Here is a 21,601-nt window from a genome sequence, read left to right on the forward strand (position 1 = left end):
CCTGGCGTTTGCTGTAGTCGCCACTGGGAAATCCGAACGACATGCACGGTGAACCTCTGGCCTTGCTGGTGACGCTATGTGACTGGCGCGCCCATTTCAGGACGCCGTGGCCATTTGATGCTGGTGTGCCACCCGGTATCTCCTGAGTCAACTGACGTGAAAAGAATGGCATGTCGATCAACTCGCTGCTTAGGGTTCTTCTGTCGTGTCCAGGGGCAAACCGGCCCGTTCTCCCGATGGCCTGCTTCCGGCCTGATCGCGGTGCCTTGTTTGCTTTGTTGAAGGTGGGGTAGCTCGTGCCTGCGTCGTTCTCCGCACCAGGGCCGGCGGACCCGGCTACGACGGACATCGCGATCATCGGGATGGTCGGGACGTTCCCGGGTGCCGAGGGAATCGACGCGTTCTGGTCCCTCTTATGCGAGGGGCGTGACGGCCTGACCCGCTTCTCCGCGGAGGAGCTCCTGGGTGCCGGACTGCCCCGCGAACTCATCACGGACCCCTCGTACGTCCGGGCGCACGGGGTGATCCCCGACGTCGAACTCTTCGACACCGCGCTGTTCGGGATGACGCCGGCCGAGGCCGAGATGATCGACCCCCAGCACCGGCTCTTCCTCCAGCACTGCTACGCGGCCCTCGAGGACGCTGGCTACGATCCGGCCCGGTTCCCCGGCCTGATCAGTGTCTACGGCGGCGCGGCGATCAACACGTACCTCCAGAACCACGTACTGCCGAACGTCGACCAGACGCGCACGCCCGACCACTTCGCGGTCATGGTGGGCAACGACAAGGACTACCTGGCCACGCGCGTGGCCTACAAACTCGACCTCAAGGGCTCTGCCTACAGCGTTCAGACGGCTTGCTCTACCTCCCTCGTCGCCATCCATCTGGCGTGCCAGGGTCTCGTCAACGGCGAGTGCGACATGGCTCTTGCCGGCGGCGTGACCGTCAAACTGCCGCAGACCAAGGGTTATTTGTTCGAAGAGGGCGCCATCCTGTCGGCGGACGGCGTCGTCCGCACCTTCGACGCCGCCGCGAGCGGCACCGTGCTCGGCAACGGCGTCGGTGTGCTGGTCCTCAAGCCGCTCGCTGCGGCGCTCGCCGCCGGCGACACCATCCACGCGGTCATCAAGGGCACCGCCACCAACAACGATGGTGCTCTGAAAGTGAGTTACGCGGCCCCCGGCAAGGAGGGTCAGGCCGCCGTCATCGCCGAGGCGCATGCCGTCGCCGGCGTCGCCGCGGAGACGATCGGCTACGTGGAGGCGCATGGAACGGCCACCCGCCTGGGTGACCCGGTCGAAGTCTCCGCCCTCACACAGGCCTTCCGGGCGGCGACCGACCGCACCGGCTTCTGCCGCATCGGATCGGTCAAGTCGAACGTCGGACACCTGGACGCGGCCGCCGGCGTCGCCGGGGTGATCAAGACGGCGCTCATGCTGCGTCACCGGACCTACGTGCCGACCGCGCACTTCCGGACGCCCAATCCGCAGATCGACTTCGAGCAGAGCCCGTTCCGGGTCGCCGCCGACCACGTCTCCTGGGACACCGAATACGGGGTGCCCCGCCGGGCCGGGGTCAGCTCCTTCGGTATCGGCGGAACCAATGCCCACGCCGTCCTGGAGGAGGCGCCGCAGCAGGAGCCGACGGACCCCTCGCGCCCGAACCGCCTCCTGGTGCTCTCGGCCAAGACCCCGACCGCCCTCGCGGCCGCCTGCTCCAACCTCGCATCTCACCTGCGTGCCCACCCCGGGCTGGAACCCGACGACATCGCCTTCACCCTCGCCGTGGGTCGCGCCGAGCACACTCACCGCCGGGCCGTGGTGTGGCACGAGGCCGTGGACGCGGCCGACCTCCTGGATGCTGCGGCCCGGGACGAGGCCGCCGCCGGCCCCGTCCGTGCTGTCGCGCCCCTGCGCTTCGTCTTCGACTCGCCGGACGACGCCGAGCGGCGCGCCGCCGAACTCGTCGCCCGTGAACCGGGCTTCAAGCGGCACTGGACGGCTGCCCGCAGGGCCGGGGCCGGTCGGCACGGCGCCGCGGGGTCCGCCTTCGCGCTCCAGTACGCGCTGGCCAGGCACTGGCTCGACCTCGGCCTGGTACCGGAGGCGGCCCACGGGGACTCCGTCGGCCGGCTGGCGGCGTCTTGTGCCGCCGGCGGACTCACCCTGAAGGAGGCCGTCGCGGCCCTCGGTACCGACGGACGGGCCGAACCGGCACGGGCCAGGATCCCCAGGTTCCCGGTCCGCCCGCTCCCCGTCGACATGGCCGAGGACGACGGTGCCATCGTCCTCGGCCCCGATGTCCGCGATTCCATGGACACCGTGCGCGAGGCATGGCTGCGCGGCGCACCCGTCGACTGGAACGCCCACTTCGCGGGAGCTCAGCGCCGCCGCCTGCCGCTGCCCGCCTACCCCTTCGAAGGACGGCGCTGCTGGCTGCCCGCGGGGACCCAGGAGCCCGTGCCCACCGGGTCCGGGGCTGTTACCCGCCCGCACCCGCTGCTCGACCAGAACGTGTCGTCCCTGTGGGAGCAGCGGTACGTCGCGCGACGCACCGGGGACGAGCCCTACCTCGCCGACCACGTCGTCGCCGGACGCCGCGTCTGGCCCGGGGCCGCGTACGTGGAAATGGCACGCGCCGCCGGTGAACTGGCCTCCGGCCGCCGCGTGACGTCCCTGCGGGGCGTGACGTTCGAACGCATGCTGGCCTTCGACGGCGCCGAGCGGGAGGTCGGGGTCACCCTCGTGCCCGGCGACGACGCCACAGTGGCCTTCGAGGTGGGGGCCGAGGACGGCGTCTGCGCCCGTGGCACCCTCTCGTACGGGCCTGCCCCTGCTGAGCCCGCCCGGCCGCTGGACCTCGACGGGCTCCGTGCCCGGTTGGCGGGCAGTGCCGAGAGTGACGCGCTGTACGAGGCCTTCGCCCGGCGGGGCCTGGCCTACGGTCCCACGTTCCGCACGCTGAGCGGCTTCGTGTGGGACGGCGACGAGGCCCTGGCCCGGGTCGCGCTCGACGGGGAGCAGGGCCGGGAGGATGCGCAGTACGTGCTGCACCCGTCGGTGCTCGACGGCGCGCTGCAGGCAGCGGTCGCCCTCCTCGTAGCCCAGGGCGCCCCGGAAGACGCTGCCTACCTCCCCTACGCGCTGGACGAGGTGGAGGTCGTTTCCGCCCCCGGCACGGCGGCCGTGGTGCACGTGCGGCTCACCTCGGGCAATGCCCGGGCCAAAGCGATCACGGCCGACATCACCGTGACCGACGCCGAGGGCGTTCCGCATGCCCTGGTCCGGGGCCTCGTCATCCGGTCGACCTCCCGGCAGCCCGAGGCGGGGCCCCCTGCGCGGACCGCTGGACCGGAGCAGGCCGGCGCCCCACTGCCGTCCGGGGAAGGTGCGGGGCAGGCGGGCTCGGTGGCCGCCGAGGCGTTCCTCGCGGACATCCTCGCGGCCGCGACCAAGCTGGACGCAGCCGACATCGACCCCGATGCCCCTCTGGAGAGCTACGGCATCGACTCCCTGATGATCACCCGGCTCAACGGCACCCTTGCGGAGCACTTCGGTGACGGGCTCTCGCGCACGCTGCTCTTCGAGTATCGGACGCTCGCCGAGCTGGCCGCGTACTTCCTGGACGAGCACGCGGACCGGACGGCCGCACTGCTGACCGGCGGGAGCACCGCCCCCGGGCCCGGGCGCAAGGAGCCCGTGCCGGCGCTGACTCCCCGGCCGGGACTCCGCGTCGCCGAGCAGCCGGCCGCCTCGCGCCCGGAGTCGGAGGGGGCGGGCGACGACGCGATCGCGATCATCGGGGTCAGTGGCCGTTATCCGATGGCTGACGACCTGGAGGCGTTCTGGCGGAATCTCGCCGAGGGCCGGGACTGTGTGACGGAGGTGCCGGCAGAGCGCTGGGACCACGCGGCCTTCCATGATCCGGACCGGGAGGCGGTGGGGCGGAGCTACGGCCGGTGGGGCGGCTTCCTGTCCGACGTGGACAAGTTCGACCCGCTCTTCTTCCCGATCATGCCGCGAGAGGCCGAGCTGATGGACCCCCAGGAGCGGCTCTTCCTGGAGACCGCCTGGCACACGCTTGAGGACGCAGGGTACCGGCGCCGCGACCTGCGGGATGCGCAGGTCGGCGTGTTTGTCGGCGTCATGTACGGCGAGTACCAGCTCTACGGGGCCGCAGACGCGCTGCGCGGCGGCCGTCGGGTGACCAACTCGTCCTACGCCTCCATCGCCAACCGCGTGTCGCACCTGCTGGACCTGAACGGCCCCAGCATGGCCGTCGACACCATGTGCTCCTCCTCGCTCACGGCGATCCACCTGGCCTGCGAGAGCCTGCGCCGTGGCGAAACGGACCTGGCCGTCGCCGGTGGCGTCAACGTCTCCGTCCACCCCTACAAGTACGTCTTCCTCAGCCAGGGCGGCTACCTCTCCGACGACGGCCGGTGCCGTTCCTTCGGAGACGGCGGCAGCGGTTACGTGCCCGGCGAGGGCGTCGGGGCCGTGCTGCTGAAACCGCTCCGCAAGGCGGTCGAGGACGGCGACCACATCCATGGCGTCATCCTCGGCAGCGCGCTCAACCACGGTGGCAAGACCAATGGCTACACCGTGCCCAATCCGGCCGCGCAGGAACGGGCCGTGGCCACCGCACTGCGCCGCGCCGGGGTCGCCGCCCGGGACGTCTCTTACGTGGAGGCGCACGGGACCGGGACGCCGCTGGGCGACCCCATCGAGATCACCGGACTGAGCAGGGCGTTCGGGACCTCTGGTGGCCGGGCGCCGGACACCGCCCCGGTGGCGGTCGGCTCGGTGAAGTCGAACATCGGCCACCTGGAGTCCGCCGCGGGCATCGCGGGCCTGACCAAGGTCCTCCTCCAGTTCAAGCACCGCAAGATCGCCCCCTCCCTCCACGCGGAACGACCCAACCCGAACATCGATCTCGCGGCCGGCGGGTTCCGCCTCCAGCGCGAACTCGGTGAATGGAGCAGTCTGGCGGCCGACGGGCGGCCGCGGCCGCGCCGGGCGGGGCTCAGCTCCTTCGGCGCCGGGGGCTCCAACGCCCACCTCGTCCTGGAGGAGGGGACGGCCGGGCCCTCCGACGCGGGGCAGACCGCCGACCGGCAGCACACCACCGATCCCCTGGTCTTCGTACTGTCTGCGCGCGACGAGCACCGGCTGCGCGTGTACGCCGGCCGGATCGCCGACTTCCTGGAGCGCAGCAGCGCCGACCTCGCCGACATCGCGCACACTCTCCGCTGCGGCCGTGAGGCGATGGAATCGCGCCTGGTGTGCGTCACCGCCGACGGCGGTGAGCTGGCCCGTGCACTGCGAGGCTTCTCCGACGGAGCGGAACCCGCGGGCCTGCAGCTGGGCACGGCTGCGCCCGGCGCGGGCCGCCGGCATGCCGCGGCGGTGCGCGCGGCCGCAGAGCGCGGCGACGACGCCGAGCTCGTACAGCTGTGGATCGACGGCGCGGACGTTGAATGGCGGCCGGCCGGGCGTCGTATCCCGCTGCCCGGCTACCCGTTCGCCCGGGACCGGTACTGGGTGCCCACGGATGCAGGAGCGCTTCTTCCCGAGCTGCCCACCGGACGGGACCGGGGGACCGGGCACGGGCGCCTGCTGTTCCGCGGCGACTGGGAGGAGCACGCGCTGCCGACCGGGTCGGGCACCCAACCCGACGGCGTCCGGATGCTGTTCGCCGACGGAGACGCGGCCGCGACGGTCCGGGATCATGGGGCCGGAGCCCCCACAGTGCTGGTGCGGCCCGGCGGGGCCTACCGCCGCGACGGCGCACACAGCTACACCATCGACCCCGGGAAGGCCGAGGACTACGTCCGTTTGCTGGAGGACTGCGCCCGGGACGGCCTGTCGCCCACGGTGGTCCTGCACATGTGGAACGTGCCCGGGGTGCGTCAGGACCGCGACGGTGGGTACGACGCGGCCGCACTGCTGCGTGGCACGGCCTCCCTGTTTCCGCTCGGACGGGCGCTGCTTGCTCGTCGGCCCAAGCACTCCGTGCGGCTGATGGTGCTGCACTGCGAGGGTCCCGACGGGTTCTCACCCGTCGCGGAGGCGGCCGCGGGGTTCGCCCGCAGCGTGCGCGAGGAGAACCCGCGGCTGCTCGTGCAGGTCGTGGGTGCCGATGGGCCCGAGCGGCTCCTGGAGGCGGCCGGGAGGGAGTTGGCCGTCTCCGAGGACCCCGAGGTGCTGGTGCGCCACCGGGCCGGACGCCGCTGGGTCCACCTGCACCGGCCGGTCTCGCCGGCGGACGCGGCGGACGCGGCGTCCCGTGACGCGCAGGTGCGCGACGGCGGGGTGTACCTGATCACCGGTGGCACGGGCGGTCTCGGACTGCTCGTTGCCCAGCACCTCGCCCGCCGGGCGCGGGTGTGCCTGGTTTTGGTGTCCCGGTCCCAGCCGTCCGACGACGCCGAACGCCGCATCGCGGCGATGAGGGCCGGCGGCAGCACCGTGGACCACCTGCGGGCCGACGTGGCGGACGCCGACGAGGTGGAAGCCCTGGTGGCCCGTGTGCGGCGGGAGCACGGTGTGGTCAACGGGGTCGTGCACGCCGCGGGCGTGCTGCGCGACGGGTTCCTGCTGCGTAAGGAGCCCGAGGACGCTGCGGCGGTGCTCGCCCCGAAGATCGCCGGAACGTTCCACCTCGACCGCGCCACCCGGACCGACCCGCTGGACTTCTTCGTCCTGTTCTCTTCCATCGCGGCCGCCTTCGGCAACGCAGGCCAGACCGACTACGCCACCGCGAACCGGTTCCTCGACGGCTACGCGGCCCACCGGGCCGGCCTGGCCGCAGCGGGCCTGCGCTCCGGCCGGTCCGTGGCCGTTGCCTGGCCGCACTGGTCCGACGGCGGCATGCCGCTGTCCACAGAGGGCGCCGCGGCGCTCCTCGACCGTCTGGGCGTGGTGTCGCTGGGTACCGCCGAGGGGCTCGCCGCGTTCGACGAGGCCCTGGCGCTCGACGGAGAGCTGCTGGTGGCCGCCGGAGACGCGAAACGCCTGGCCGATCGGCTCGCACGCGCCCGGCGCGCCGGCGCACCCGCCGGTGCGGGCGTACCGGAACCCTTCGCCGGACAGGTCGGATTCGCCGCCGGGCGGACCGGAGCACCCGAGGCCGAGGCCGGCGACACGGCACGGGCCCGCGCCTCCGCCGTGGCCCTGCTGCGGGAACTGGTCGGTTCCGCCATCCAGGCGGACCCGGCGGACATCGCCGCGGACGTCGCCCTCCTGGCCCGCTACGGCATCGACTCCCTCGCCGTGACCCGGCTCAACCGCGCCCTGGAGGAACGGCTCGGCGCCGGCCTGTCGAAGACCCTGTTCTTCGAGTACGACACCCTCGACGAGCTGGCGGACCACCTTGCCGGCACCCGAGCCGCCCAGCTGCTCCCCGCGATGCCGAAGTCCGCCCCCGAGCAGGCTGAGCCCAGGACGCCGACAGCCCGGGCGACCGGCGGCGCCACGACCGCAGCGGAGTCGGAGGGGGCGGGCGACGACGCGATCGCGATCATCGGGGTCAGTGGCCGTTATCCGATGGCTGACGACCTGGAGGCGTTCTGGCGGAATCTCGCCGAGGGCCGGGACTGTGTGACGGAGGTGCCGGCAGAGCGCTGGGACCACGCGGCCTTCCATGATCCGGACCGGGAGGCGGTGGGGCGGAGCTACGGCCGGTGGGGCGGCTTCCTGTCCGACGTGGACAAGTTCGACCCGCTCTTCTTCTCCGTCTCCCCCCGCGAGGCCGAGCTGATGGACCCCCAGGAGCGGCTCTTCCTGGAGACCGCCTGGCACACGCTGGAGGACGCCGGCTACCCGTCCGGAAGCCTGAGCCGACGCAGGGTCGGCGTGTTCGTCGGCGTCATGTACGGCGAGTACCAGCTCTACGGGGCCGCGGACGCCCTGCGCGGCGGCCGCCCGGTCACGGAGTCCTCGTACTCCCTGATCGCCAACCGCGTTTCCTACGCCCTGGACCTGAACGGCCCCAGCATGGCCGTCGACACCATGTGCTCCTCCTCGCTCACGGCGATCCACCTGGCCTGCGAGAGCCTGCGCCGCGGCGAGAGCGAGATGGCCGTCGCCGGTGGCGTCAACGTCTCCGTCCACCCCTACAAGTACGTGCTGCTCGCCCAGAGCCGGTTCCTCTCCGACGACGGCCGGTGCCGTTCCTTCGGAGACGGCGGCAGCGGTTACGTGCCCGGCGAGGGCGTCGGGGCCGTGCTGCTGAAACCGCTCCGCAAGGCGGTCGAGGACGGCGACCACATCCATGGCGTCATCCTCGGCAGCGCGCTCAACCACGGCGGCCGCCCCAGTGGCAGCGGACTCACCGTGCCCAACCCCCGGGCCCAGGGCGAACTGGTCGGGCAGGCCCTGGAGGCCGCCGGCGTGGACGCGCGGACGATCTCCTACGTGGAGGCGCACGGGACCGGGACCCCGCTGGGAGACCCCATCGAGATCACCGGACTGAGCAGGGCGTTCCGCGAGCACACGGCGGACACCGGGTTCTGCGCCATCGGCTCGGTGAAGTCGAACATCGGGCACCTGGAGTCCGCCGCGGGCATCGCGGGCCTGACCAAGGTCCTCCTCCAGTTCAAGCACCGCAAGATCGCCCCCTCCCTCCACGCGGAACGACCCAACCCGAACATCGATTTCGACGCGGCCCCGTTCACCGTGCAGCGGGAACCTGCCGACTGGTCCCGGCCCGTCGTCGGGGGAGTGCAGGCTCCCCGTAGGGCCGGGGTCAGCTCCTTCGGCGCCGGCGGTGCCAACGCCCACCTCGTCCTGGAGGAACCCCCTGCCCGGGTGGTGGCCGAGGACCCGGCCGGGGCCCAGCACACCGTCGAGCGCCTCGTGTTCGTGCTGTCGGCGCGCGACGAGGACCGGCTGCGGGCGTACGCGGGCCATATGGCCGACTTCCTGAGGCGCGAACACGTCGACCTCGTCGACGTCGCCGAGACGCTGCGCGAGGGCCGCGAGCCGATGCGGGAGCGACTGGCCCTCGTGACGTCCGACGGAGCCGAACTGGTCGCAGCCCTGGCCGGTTTCGCCTCCGGCGGGACGCCGCAGGCACTGCTGCGCGGCACTGTGTCGGACGGAGCCGCAGTTGCGGCGGAGGCTCCGGGTGCCGACGCGCAGGATCCGGAAGCGCTGGCCGCCGCCTGGGTGGGCGGCGGACTTCAGGCCTGGCCGTCGCGCCTGCGGCGGGGCTGCCGGATCCCGCTGCCCGGCTACCCGTTCGCCCGGGAGCGCTACTGGCTGCCCGCGCGGCCGGTCAGGACCACCGGTGCACTCGCACTCCATCCGTTGCTCGACGCCAACGAGTCCACCGTCGAGGAGCAGCGGTTCCGCAAGACGTTGCATGCCGACGACCCGCTTCTGCGCGACCACGTGATCGCCGGGCGGCCGGTGCTCGCGGCGGCTGCCGCGCTCGAACTCGTCCGCGCCGCCGCCCGGCGGGCCAGTGTCCGGCCGCTGCTCACGCTCAACGACGTCGTCTGGGGGCGCCCGGTCACCGTGGCGGCCGAACGGGCGGACGTGTATGCCGGCTTCACCGCCGACGGGCCCGACCGGCTCGTCTTCGAGGTGTACACCGAGGCGAGCGGAGCACGCATTGCACACATCCGCGGACACGCGCGCTACGGCGCCGCGGAGCCGGCCGACCCGGCGGACGTCCTCGACCTCCCCGGCATCCGGGCGCGGTGCACCGGCCGGCGCACCGGTGAACAGGTCGACCGCGACTACGCCGCCGCCGGGTTCGTGTTCGGTGAAGGCTTCCGGACCGTCCACGAGGTGTGGGCAGGCCCTGCCGAGGCCCTCGCCGAGCTGCGCCTGCCCACCGGCGGGGCGGATGATCCCGACCTCGTGCTCCCCCCGGGGCTGCTCGACGGGGCCCTGCGGACCTGCCACTGGATCGGGCGGACCACCGCGCCGGAAGCATCCGAGCTGGCCGTCCCGTTCGGGATCGGGGAACTGCGGGTGCACGGGCCGTTGCCCCCGGTCTGCTACGCCCACGCGGAAGTGACCGGTGGTGACCGGCGTGCCGAATGGCGCTACCGGGTCACCGTCGTCGACGCGGAGGGCCGCGAACTCGCACGGGTCGACGACATCGTGGGCAGGCTGTACGACGCGGCGGAGCTCCCCGACGGGACGGCGGAAGCCTCGCACCCCGCAGACGCCGTGCCGGCCGGGCCCGCCGCAGCGGATTCCCCTGGCGAGCACCTGTTCTACCGCCCCGTCTGGCGGGAAACCGACCTGCTGCCCGCCGACGGGGCGGTACCCGGCGCGACCCTGCTCGTGCTCGCGGGCCGGCCCGGTGAAGCCGACGCCCTGGGCCGCGCCGGTGGCTGGAACCGGGTCGTGGAAGCCCTCCCGGGCGACTCCTTCGCCGACCTCGGAGGCGATCGCTACACCCTCGACCCCGCTGCCCCGGAGCAGTACCGCCGACTGCTGGAGGTCGTCGGCAGCCCCTCCTCGGGCCGCATCGACGTCGCCCACCTGTGGAACCGCGAGCCCCACGGTGCCGACTCCGGCCTCATCGGAGCGACCGGGCTGCTGTCCGTGCTGTGGCTCGTACAGGCGGCGGCTCCGGCATCGGTGCGCATCGCCTACGTGTACGGGGCCGCCTCACCCGAAGCACCCGCCCCCGAGCACGAGGCCGTCACCGGGCTGGCCCTGTCGGCCAGGGCCGCAGCGCCCGGCTGCGAGGTGTTCACGGTCCGCTTCGGCGCGCTCCGGGAGCCCGACGAAGCTGTCCGGCTGGCAGCGGAGCTGACGTCCCCGTCGCCGCGCGGCGGCGCGGAGGTTCGCTTCGCGGCGGGCCGCCGGTCGGTGCGCGGTGCCGAGCGGGTGGTCCCGGCCACCGGGGCGGGGTCGCCGCTCGCGGACCGGGGTGTGTACGTGATCACCGGGGGCGGCGGAGGCATCGGACGGCTGCTGGCCCGCCGTCTCGCCGACCGGCACCGCGCCCGGCTGGTCCTGCTCGGCCGGTCGCCGCTGCCCGCCGCGCTGCGCGCGGACCTGGAAGCCCGCGGCTCCGAGGTGCTCGGGGTACGGGCCGACGTCGCCGACCGCCGTGCGGTGCGGGCCGCGCTCATCGAGGCCCGCGGCCGGTTCGGCCGGATCGACGGGGTCTTTCACCTGGCGGGGAGCGCCGACACGGTCCCGCTCACCGAGGCGGACGCGGACGGCTTCCGGTCTGCCTTCGATGCGAAGGCGGGCGGTCTGGTCAACCTCGACGAACTGACGCGCTCCGACGACCTCGCGGTCTTCGCGGTGTTCTCCTCCGTCTCGGGCCGCGTGGGCGACTTCGGATCGGGCAGTTACGCAGCCGCCAACCGGTTCGTGGACGCCGCTGTGGAGGCACGTGCCGCAGCCGTCGCCGCAGGGACCCGGACCGGCCGCAGCCTCTCCCTCGACTGGCCCCTGTGGGAGGCGGGCGGAATGGACGCCGCCGTCCCGCAGACCGGCCTTGCCGTGTACCGGGAGGCCACCGGAATGAGCCGCCTGACCGCCGAACAGGCCCTCGACGCCCTCGACGCCGCGTGGGGGCTCGCAGCCGACGTACCGGTCGCCGCTCCGCTGCGGGGCGACCGGGACCGGATCCAGCGGGCCCTGGACGGTGCCGCCGCGATGGCCGGCCCGGCGGCCCTCACGCCGGTCGCCGCCAGGGCCGTCACTCCTGCCGCCGCAGATCACCAGGCCGGCGCCGCGCGGTACGCCGCACGGCTCACCGACCACCTGCGCGGGGTGTTCTCACGGGTGCTGAAGGTGCCGGCCGACCGGATGGAGACGACCACCACGCTGGACCGGTACGGCATCGACTCGGTCATGATCATGGAGGTGAACTCCCTGCTGGGCCGGCACTTCGAGGGCCTGCGCGGCACCCTCCTCTTCGAGTACCGCACGGTCGCCGCCCTGGCGGACCACCTGGTGCGGGAACACGCCGAGGAGGTCGTGCGCCTGTTCGGAGGTGACGTACCGGACGTCCGCGGTGTGCCGGAGCCCGCCCGGCCCGCCCCCGCCCCGGCGGCCGTGCCCGCGCGGGCCGACCGGCCGGCGCGTGCCTCGGTCACCGTGCCCGCCCCGGCCCCGGCCCCGGCTCCGGGTCCGGTGCAGGCGTCTGCCGACGAGCCCATCGCGATCATCGGCATCAGCGGTCGCTACCCGCAGGCCGACGACCTGGAGGCCTTCTGGGACAACCTGGTCGAGGGGCGGGACTGCGTCACGGAGATCCCCGCCGACCGGTGGGACGCCGACGCGCATTTCGACCCGGACCCCGACGCCCCGGGCCGCAGCTACGGCCGCTGGGGCGGGTTCCTGGACGACATCGCGTCCTTCGACTCCCTCTTCTTCTCCATTTCCCCGCTCCAGGCCAAGTCCATGGACCCGCAGGAGCGGCTTTTCCTGCAGACCGCGTGGGCCGCCCTGGAGGACGCCGGCTACCGCCCCGACACCCTGCCCAGGCCCCGCTTCGGCGACGAGGGCCGGGACGTGGGGGTGTTCGTCGGAGCCATGTGGGACGACTACGCCGTCCTCGGCGCCGAGGAGTCGTTCAAGGGCAACCACGTGGTCGCCATGGCCAACCGGGCCTCGATCGCCAATCAGGTCTCGTACTTCGGCGACTTCCGCGGCCCCAGTGTCGTCGTCGACACGGCCTGCTCCTCCTCGCTGGTCGCCCTGCACATGGCCTGCGAGAGCCTGCGGCGTGACGAGTGCTCCCACGCCATCGCCGGCGGGGTGAACGTCGCCGCCCATCCGTTGCGCTACGTCCACCTGAGCCGCAAGCGGATGCTCTCCGAGGACGGCCGTTGCCGTTCCTTCGGGGCAGGGGGAACCGGCTACGTGCCCGGCGAGGGCGTCGGCGCCGTCGTCCTCAAGCGGCTGTCCCGCGCACTCGCCGACGGTGACCAGGTGCACGCCGTGATCAGGTCCACAGCTGTCAACCACGGCGGCCGGACGAACGGGTTGACCGTTCCCAACCCGAGGGCCCAGCAGGCGCTCGTCGAGGAGGCGCTGGCCCGGGCGGGCGTCAGTGCCCGGGACATCGGCTACGTGGAGGCGCACGGTACCGGCACCGCACTCGGCGACCCCATCGAGCACACCGGCCTCACCCTTGCCTTCGCCGCGCAGACCGCCGACCGCGGCTTCTGCGCCCTCGGCTCGGTGAAGTCCGCCGTCGGCCACCTGGAGGGGGCCGCCGGTATCGCAGGCGTCACCAAGGCCGTCCTCCAGCTCAAGCACGGGCGGCTGGCGCCGTCGTTGCACGCCGAGGACCTCAATCCGGTCATCGACTTCGACGGCTCCCCCTTCCGGGTGCAGCGCGAGGCGGCCGAGTGGCCCCGCGACAACGGACGCCCCCGCAGGGCCGGCGTCAGTTCCTTTGGAGCCGGCGGCACCAACGCCCACGTCATCCTGGAGGAACACGTGCCGGAGCAGGAGGTGGAGCCCGGCGGCGCGGCCGAGCTCATCGTGCTCTCCGCCCGCGACGAGGAGCGGCTGCGCGAGTACGCGGGCCGTATCGCGGACTTCCTGGGCCGCGGGGACCGCGTGCCCCGGCTGGCCGACGTCGCGCACACCCTCCAGACGGGGCGGGAGGCCATGGCCGAGCGGCTGGCCTTCACCGCGGAGGACCCGGCCCGCGCCGCCGAGGTGCTGGCGGCCTACGCAGCCGGCGGGGCGCCCGTGGGCCTCGTCCGGGGCAGCGCCGGCCGGCAGGGTGTGCTGAGCGGCCTGTTCACCGAAGGAGCCGGCGGCAGCGCCTTCCTCGCGGCCCTGGCCTCGGCCGGGCAGTGGGACAAGCTCGCCGGGGTGTGGGTCTCGGGAGTGGACCTGGACTGGGCCGCCCTGCGCCCGGCCCCGGCCCGCAGAGTGTCCCTGCCCACCTACCCGTACGCCCGTGTCCGGCACTGGCTGACCCCGGCACTGCCGGCCGCCCCGGCGGCAGCGCCGGCACTTCCTGCCGTCGCCGGTACTCGGGCCGGCGCAGAGCGGCACGTGCCGCTCGTCCTGCGCCCCGAGGACCGTGTCGTCGCCGACCACGTGGTCAGCGGCCGGTCGATCCTTCCGGGCACCGGCTACCTGGACCTGGTCCTCGACGCGCTCGACGCCCGGACCGGGGAGCGGACCGTCGACGACGTCTACTGGCTGGCCCCGGTCGTGGTCGGGGACGTCCCCGTCCACCTGGACGTGGTGTCGCGACAGACCGACCGCGGACTGGAGTTCGAGGTGCAGGGAGCCGCCGGAGCCGTACACGCACGCGGCGTGCTCGCGGTGTCCGGGGTGTCCGCACCCCCGCCGGACCTCCCGTTGGAGCTGCTGCGCGAGGAGTGCCCCCGGTCCATGGACGGCGAGAGCTTCTACCGGGGCATGGCACGGCTCAACGTGTCGTACGGTCCCTGGTTCCGGCTCGTCGAGCGGTTGTGGACGGACGGCGCCCAGGTACTGGCACGGGTGCGCCTGCCCGAGCGGTTCCTGGAGGGAGCCGAGCTGCGGGCCCTGCACGCCGCGGTCGCCGACGCCGCCCTGCACAGCGTCGCCGCACTCCACTTCGACGTACGTGGCACCGACGACCTGCCGTTGCTGCCGTTCGCCGTCGACCGGGTGCGTGCGTACCGCCCCGTCCCGACGGCCGGTTGGGTCCACGTCTCCCCCCTCGGCGGCGACCGCTACGACATCGCGCTCGCCGACGAGCAAGGGCGGGTGTGCGTCGGCTTCGAGGGCCTGGCCGTTCGTGAGCAGCGTGATCCGCATCCGCAGTTCGTGTACCGCCCGCGCTGGGTGCCGACGGCGGCGCCCGCCGGTCCAGACGCAGGACGGGCCGCGGCCGACGTGCTGATCGCGGCTCCGGCCGGGGCCGCCGAGGCCGCCGAGGCGGTCGCCCGCAACCACCCGCAGGCCGCGGTGCGGCGTCTGGAGATCGCGTCCGCGGGCGCGCCCGCAGACGCCGGTGCCCTCCTGCCCGCCGACGGCCGGCCGCTCCTCGTCTACTTCCTGGCGGGGTTCGACGGGCCCGACGGCACGGAGCCCTCGCGCGCCGAGGCCCGCCGGGTCGGCCCGGGCGCCCTGCTCGGCCTGGCCAAGGCCCTGGGACGGTACGCGGCAGCCGGCGCGGAGGTCCGTCTGAAGGTCGTGACGGCCGACGCCTTCGCACTGCGCGAGGACGAGGCCGCCCGGCCCTGGGCGGCCGCCGTGGCCGGACTGTGCTCCGCACTGGAGAAGGAGCGGCCGGAACTGCGGATCGCGCACGTCGACGTACGGGCCGGCGAAGCGGCCGGCGCTGCCGCGAGGATCGCGGCAGAACCGTTCCCGACCCCCGTCCGGCCCGTACTGCTGCGGGACTCGGTGCGCTACGAGCGCAGTCTGGAGAAGCTGCGCCTGCCCGAACCCCGCCGCAGGGTGCCGCGACGGGGCGGTGTTTACGCGATCGTCGGCGGCCTGGGCGTGATCGGCCACGACACCGCCCTCCACCTCGCCCGGGAGTACGGGGCCCGGCTGTTGGTCCTCGGCCGCGGAGCCCTCGACGCGGCGCGCCGTGAGAGGCTCGCCGCGATCGAGAAGGCCGGCGGCGAGGTGCTCTACGAACGCTGTGACGCCGCCGACCCCGCTGCGGTCCGCAAGGCCGTGAGCCGGGCGAAGAAACGGTTCGGCGCCCTGCACGGAGTGATCCACTCCGTCATGGACTTCCGTACCGCCGCTGTCGCGGACCTCGACGAGGGCGCCCTGGACGCCGTGCTCGACTCCAAGGAGGCCACCCTCCTCGGCGTGTGGGAGGCCGTCCGCGACGAGGCGCTGGACTTCTTCGTCCACTACTCGTCCGGCGCCGCCTTCCAGGGCGCCGCGCATCAGGGCGCGTACGCCGCCGCCTGCTGCCTCGCCGACGCGACGGCGGCCGAACTGGCACGGTCCGCCCCGTTCCCGGTGCGGACCGTCGACTGGGGCTTCTGGCACGCGGCCGGCATCGAGGAACGGGAACAGGTGCTGCGTCCGCTCACCGCCGCCGGGGTCACCCCGATCGGGGCCGAGGACGGGATGCGCACTCTGGAACGGTTCCTCGCCACATCCGTCCCGCGCATCCTGGCCGTACGCGCCTCCGACCGGCTGCTCGGCGCGATGGGTGTCGCCCCCGGGGCCGAGGTCCGCCCCCGCCCCGAGCGGCTGCCGGCGCGCCCGGCCCCACGATCCGGTCCCGCCGTCCTCGCCGCGGACGACCGCATGCGCATCGAGACCCACCAGCGCGCGGCCCGAGAGGCGGAGGAACTGGCGGGGTTGCTCCTGGTGGGCGCGCTGCGGCGCATGGGAGTCCTGCTCGCCGAGGGGGAGCACCACACGGAGGAAGGCCTGCGCGACCGGCTTGGGATCGCCGAGCAGTACCGACGGCTGCACCGTTCCGTGCTCGACATGCTCACCGACGCCGGCTACCTGCGCCGGGACGGAACCGGGTGGACGACGACTGCCGCGGTCGTGGCACCGCGCGTGCTGCGGACCAACGAGCGGCCCGCGGCCGCGGCGGCCGACCTGGCGGCGCGGTACCCGGGCATCGCCGCGGTGGCCACGCTGCTGGAGCGCTGCCTGGAGGCCTTCCCGAGGGTGGTGACCGGTGCCGAGAGCCACATCGACGTGCTCTTCCCCAATGGCTCGATGGACATGGTCGTCGGTGTGTACCGCGGCAACGCGGTCAGCGACGCCTGCAACACGCTGGTCGCCGACGCGGTGCGCGGCCTGGTCGAGGAACGCGCGGCCGGCGACACCGGGGCCCGCATCAGGGTTCTGGAGGTCGGCGCGGGTACCGGGAGCACCAGCGGACCGGTGCTGGAGGCCCTGGCTTCGTATGCGGACGTGGAGTTCACGTACACCGACGTCACGAGCGCCTTCGTGCGCCACGGTCGCCGGGAGTTCGCGGCACGGTACCCCTTCGCGGAGTTCAAGGTCTTCGACATCGACGCGGATCCCGTGGCCCAGGGCATCGCGCCCGACGGCTACGACATCGTGCTCGGTACCAACGTCTTCCACGTCACGCCGTTCATCGAGCACACCCTCCTGCGGGCCAAGCGCCTGCTGCGGGCGGGCGGTGTCCTCATCGCCAACGAGGGGACCGGGTTCGCCGCCTACCTGCCGCTCATCTTCGGCCTCACCAGCGGCTGGTGGATGTACCGCGACGCCGACTACCGGATCCCGGGCTCGCCGCTGCTGACGGTCGGGCACTGGCGGGACGTGCTTGCCGCGTGCGGGTTCGAGGCCGCCGAGGTGCGCCGGCTGCCGGACACAGCCGAGGGACCGGTGGAGCAGTGCCTGATCCTTGCCGAGAGCGACGGTATCGTCCCCGCCGCCGGAGCACTGCCCGCGGACGCCGAAGGCCCCTCCGGTACCGGCGCCGAGGCACAGGACCCGCCCGTCGCCGCGCCGGTCCCGACGGCGGACACCCATGCAGCCGATCTGGGCGATGTGGCGCGCCGGCGGGTGACGGCGGCGTTCGCCCGGGTCCTGGAGATGGCGGAGGGCCAGTTCGACCCCGAAGCACCCTTCGAGGACTACGGCATCGACTCGATCGTCGTCCCGCAGTTGAAGCAGGCCCTGGAGGCCGACTTCGGACGGCTTCCCGCCCCGTTGCTGTTCGAGCACACCACGATCGGACGGCTCGCGGCCCACTTCGAGGCCAACTACGCCGACACCCTGGCCCGGCTCGACGGGCGGGCCCCGCTCGACGCCCCGGACCCCGACCCGTCACCGGCGGCGGAGTCCGCCGTCCCGGTGCTTGCGCCCGCGGTCGGACAGGCTGTGCTCCCGCCCGCCGACGCGCCCCGGCACGCCGGGAAGCCCGACCTGGAGAGCGCCGTTGCCGCGCTGTCCGACGACCGTGTGGACGAGCTCCTGGGCAGGCTGCTGTCCGTGCTCGGCGACACCCCCGAAAGCCGGAGGAACCAGTGAGCCGCGAAGCCGCCTTCAGCTGCCACCTGATAGGGGAGAACACCCTCCTCGTGACCTGCGCGGAACTCCTCATGGAGCGCGGGCACCGGATCCTGAGCGTGGTCTCGCCCACCCCCGAGGTCCGGGACTGGGCCCGGGAACAGGGTCTCCCCGCCCGGGACTTCGGACCAGACCTGGAGGCACACCTCTCCGCCCGGCCCTTCGATCACCTGTTCAGCATCGCCAACCTCCGTATGCTCCCGGCACCCGTGCTTGCGCTGCCCCGCGGACTCGCCGTTAATTTCCACGACGCGCTGCTCCCCGACCACGCGGGCGTGCACGCCGCCACCTGGGCGCTGCTCGCAGGGGAGCGCCGCCACGGCATCACCTGGCACGTGATGACGGAAGGTGCCGACGAGGGCGACGTCCTGGTCCAGCGGTCCTTCGAGGTGGCTGCCGACGAGACCGGGCACAGCCTCGACGTGAAGTGCTTCGACGCGGGCGTGGAGGCATTCGCCGAGCTCGTCGACGCGCTGGCCGGGGACCGCGTGGTCCGCCGTCCCCAGGACCTCGCGGCGCGGAGCTACCACGGCCGGCTCGACCGGCCCTCCGATGCCGGCCTGCTGTCCTGGCACGCGCCGGCGGCGGCGCTGGGCCGCACCGTCCGGGCCCGGGACTTCGGAGTCCACCCGAACACCTTCGGGTCGGCCAAGATGCTGCTGGACGGGAAGGTCCTGCTCGTCGGCGCGCTGGAGGAGCGGGCGGAGCACTCCGGCCGGCCCCCGGGGACGGTGCTGTCCGCCGACGCCGAGGCGGCGGTGGTCGCCACCGAGACCGGCGACGTCAGGCTGACCCGGCTGACGACGGTGACCGGCGAACCCCTCGTCCCGGCCGACGTGTTACGCCCCGGCACGGTACTGCCCGTCCCCGACACGGCCACGGTGGCCGCGGTGCACGGCGCGGAGCGCGCCCTCCTACGGCACGAGGGGCACTGGGTGCGCCGACTCGACCGCCTGGCCCCGGCCGTGCTCCCCGGCGCCGATCCGGCGGGCCCCGCCGCAGTGGCCCCGCCGGCCGTGCACACGGTGCCGGTTCCGGCAGGGCTCCCGTCGGCATCCGCTGCGGTGCCCCGGGAACGCTGGCTGCTCGCCGCGTTCCTCGCCTACATCGCCCGCATCTGCGGGGAGGACGGCGTGGACGTCGACCTGAGGCTGCCCGGACCGGTCGCAGAAGGCCCGCTGCCGCCCGCCGTCCGCGCACTGCGGTCCCCCTTCGTCCCGTTCCATGTGCCCTCCCTCTCCGAGGGACCGTCGATGGCTGCCTGGTGCGCGCGGATCGCCGACGGGCTTTCGGAGACCGAAAGGCGCGGGTCCTTCGCCCGGGACGTGTGGGCGCGCCATCCCGAGCTCGCCCGGCAGCGGTTTCTCGCCGACGGCCTGCCGATCGCCGTGGAGATCACCGACGAACCGGCCTCGGAGCCGTCCCTGCGGGCGGGGACGGCCCTGCTGGTCCGCATCCCGCGCACCTCGGGGGACTGCACCTGGGCGGTCGCCGGCGGCGCGGACGCCACGGGCACCGCCGCAGCCGCCGCCCGCCACGCGGCCGCCTTCCTGGAGGCGGTGGCCGGTCCCGCCGGAGCCGACCTGGCCGGGGCGCCCGTCTGCTCGGACGAGGACCTCCGCCGCACCCTGATCCAGTGGAACGACACCGACACCGAGGCCGGGACCAGCTCCGGGTTCGGCACGGATGCGGGGCTCGGGCCCCGTACCCGTGTGGACCGCCTCGTCGCCGAGCAGGCCCGGCGGCGCCCGGCCGCACCCGCCGTGACCGACCGGAACGAGACCCTCGACTACGCCGGTCTCGACCGCAGCGCCGAAGACCTCGCGGACCGCCTGCGCGGACGCGGCATCGGCCCGGGCGACCTCGTCGGCATCTACCTGAACCGCTCCGTGGCCCTGCCCGCGGCACTGCTCGCCGTCATGAAGACGGGCGCTGCCTACGTCCCGCTGGACCCCATCTACCCGGCCGAGCGGATCGCGTACATGCTCGCGGACACCGGACTGCCGCTCGTCGTCACCGAAACGGCGCTGGCGGGCCGCCTGCCCGCCGGAGACGCCGAGGTGCTGCTCCTGGACGAACCGCCCCCGGCCGCTGCACCCGCACCCGTGCACCGGCCGCCGTCCCGCGCAGCGGGCGGCGACGACCTGGCCTACGTGATCTACACGTCCGGCTCCACGGGCCGGCCGAAGGGGGTCCGCGTCGGCCACCGCGCCCTGTCCAACTTCCTCACCTCCATGGTCCGCACGCCGGGCCTGACCGAGCGGGACCGGCTGCTGGCCGTGACGACGGTCTGCTTCGACATCGCCGGACTGGAGCTGTACGCGCCGCTGATCAGCGGCGCCGAGGTGGAGATCGCCGACGACGATACGGCCGCCGACGGCTTCCGCCTGCGCGCCCTGATCGAGGAGCGGCGGCCCACGGTCATGCAGGCGACCCCCGCCACCTGGCGGATGCTGGTCGAGGCCGGGTGGGGCGGCGGCCCCGGCCTGAAGGTCCTGTGCGGCGGCGAGGCCCTCCCGCGCGACCTGGCGGACGCGCTGGTCGCGCGTGCCGGTTCCGTGTGGAACCTGTACGGGCCGACCGAGACCACGATCTGGTCCTCCGTGGCCAGGGTGCTGCCGGGCCGGCCGGTCACCATCGGCCGGCCCGTCGACAACACGCGCCTGTACGTCCTGGACGCGCGCCTGCGGCCCGTCGCCCCCGGCCTTCCGGGCGAGCTGTACATCGGCGGCGACGGAGTCGCGGACGGCTACCTCGGGCGGCCGGACCTGACGGCGCAGCGCTTCGTGCGGGATGTGTTCGACCCGGCCGCCGGACGGCTCTACCGGACCGGCGACCTGGTCCGGCACCTTCCGGACGGCGAACTGGAGTACCTGGACCGGGTCGATCGCCAGGTCAAGCTGCATGGCTACCGCATCGAGCCGGGGGAGATCGAGGAGGCGCTGCGCGCCCACCCGGCCGTCGAGCAGGCGGCGGTCCTGGTCAGGGAGGACACGCCGGGAGTGCGCAGGCTCGTCGCGTACCTCGTGACCGGCGGAGGTGGCCCGGCCGTCTCCGAGCTGCGCAGCGCGCTCGGCTCGACGCTGCCCGCCTACATGGTTCCCAGTGCCTTCGTCGCGCTGGACCGGTTGCCGCGGACAGCCAACGGCAAGATCGACCGCGGGGCGCTGCCCGCCCCCGGAGCCGCGGCGGCGGCCCCGGCGGGAGCCGCTCGGCCAGCGGCCGGCACCGAACGCGTCATCGCCGGAGCGTGGAGCGCGGTACTCGGGGTGGAGTCCGTAGGGGCCGACGACAACTTCTTCGAGGTGGGCGGCAATTCGCTGCTCCTCATGCGGGTCATGGGCCGCCTGGTGCAGGAGCTGGGCCGGCCGCTGACCCGGGTCGAGATGTTCAAGTACCCGACGGTGCGCTCCATGGCCCGTCACCTGGCGGCACGGGACGCGGCGGCCGCAGGCGGCGGCGCGGCTCCGGTGCGCGACCGGGCGGCCGTCCGCGGCCGGGCCCGGGGGCGCGCCGCCCTGGGAGCCCTGCGCACGCGGCGCGGGCAACGCACGGCGGACCGACAGCCGCCGCGGCCCTAGCCGGCCCGGCAGGGCACGAAATAAGTCAGTCGAAGGAAACAAACGGGGAGT

The 21,601-nt window shown here is 73.8% G+C and carries 2 protein-coding genes; both read left to right on the forward strand.

Going from position 1 to position 21,601, the window contains the following annotated elements:
• The first annotated feature begins 296 nt into the window (after positions 1 to 296).
• Positions 297 to 17,930 (forward strand): SDR family NAD(P)-dependent oxidoreductase, encoded by a 17,634-nt coding sequence (locus tag ACFWFZ_RS04490; RefSeq protein ID WP_387116517.1) that lies wholly within the window; start codon positions 297 to 299, stop codon positions 17,928 to 17,930.
• On the forward strand, positions 17,927 to 21,550 hold the full coding sequence (locus ACFWFZ_RS04495) for an amino acid adenylation domain-containing protein (protein WP_387116520.1): 3,624 nt from the start codon (positions 17,927 to 17,929) through the stop codon (positions 21,548 to 21,550). Before ACFWFZ_RS04490 ends, ACFWFZ_RS04495 begins: the two co-directional genes overlap by 4 nt.
• Positions 21,551 to 21,601: the final 51 nt, after the last annotated feature.

Origin of the sequence: Streptomyces sp. NPDC060232 (assembly GCF_042726555.1) — a bacterium.
Classification (GTDB): domain Bacteria; phylum Actinomycetota; class Actinomycetes; order Streptomycetales; family Streptomycetaceae; genus Streptomyces.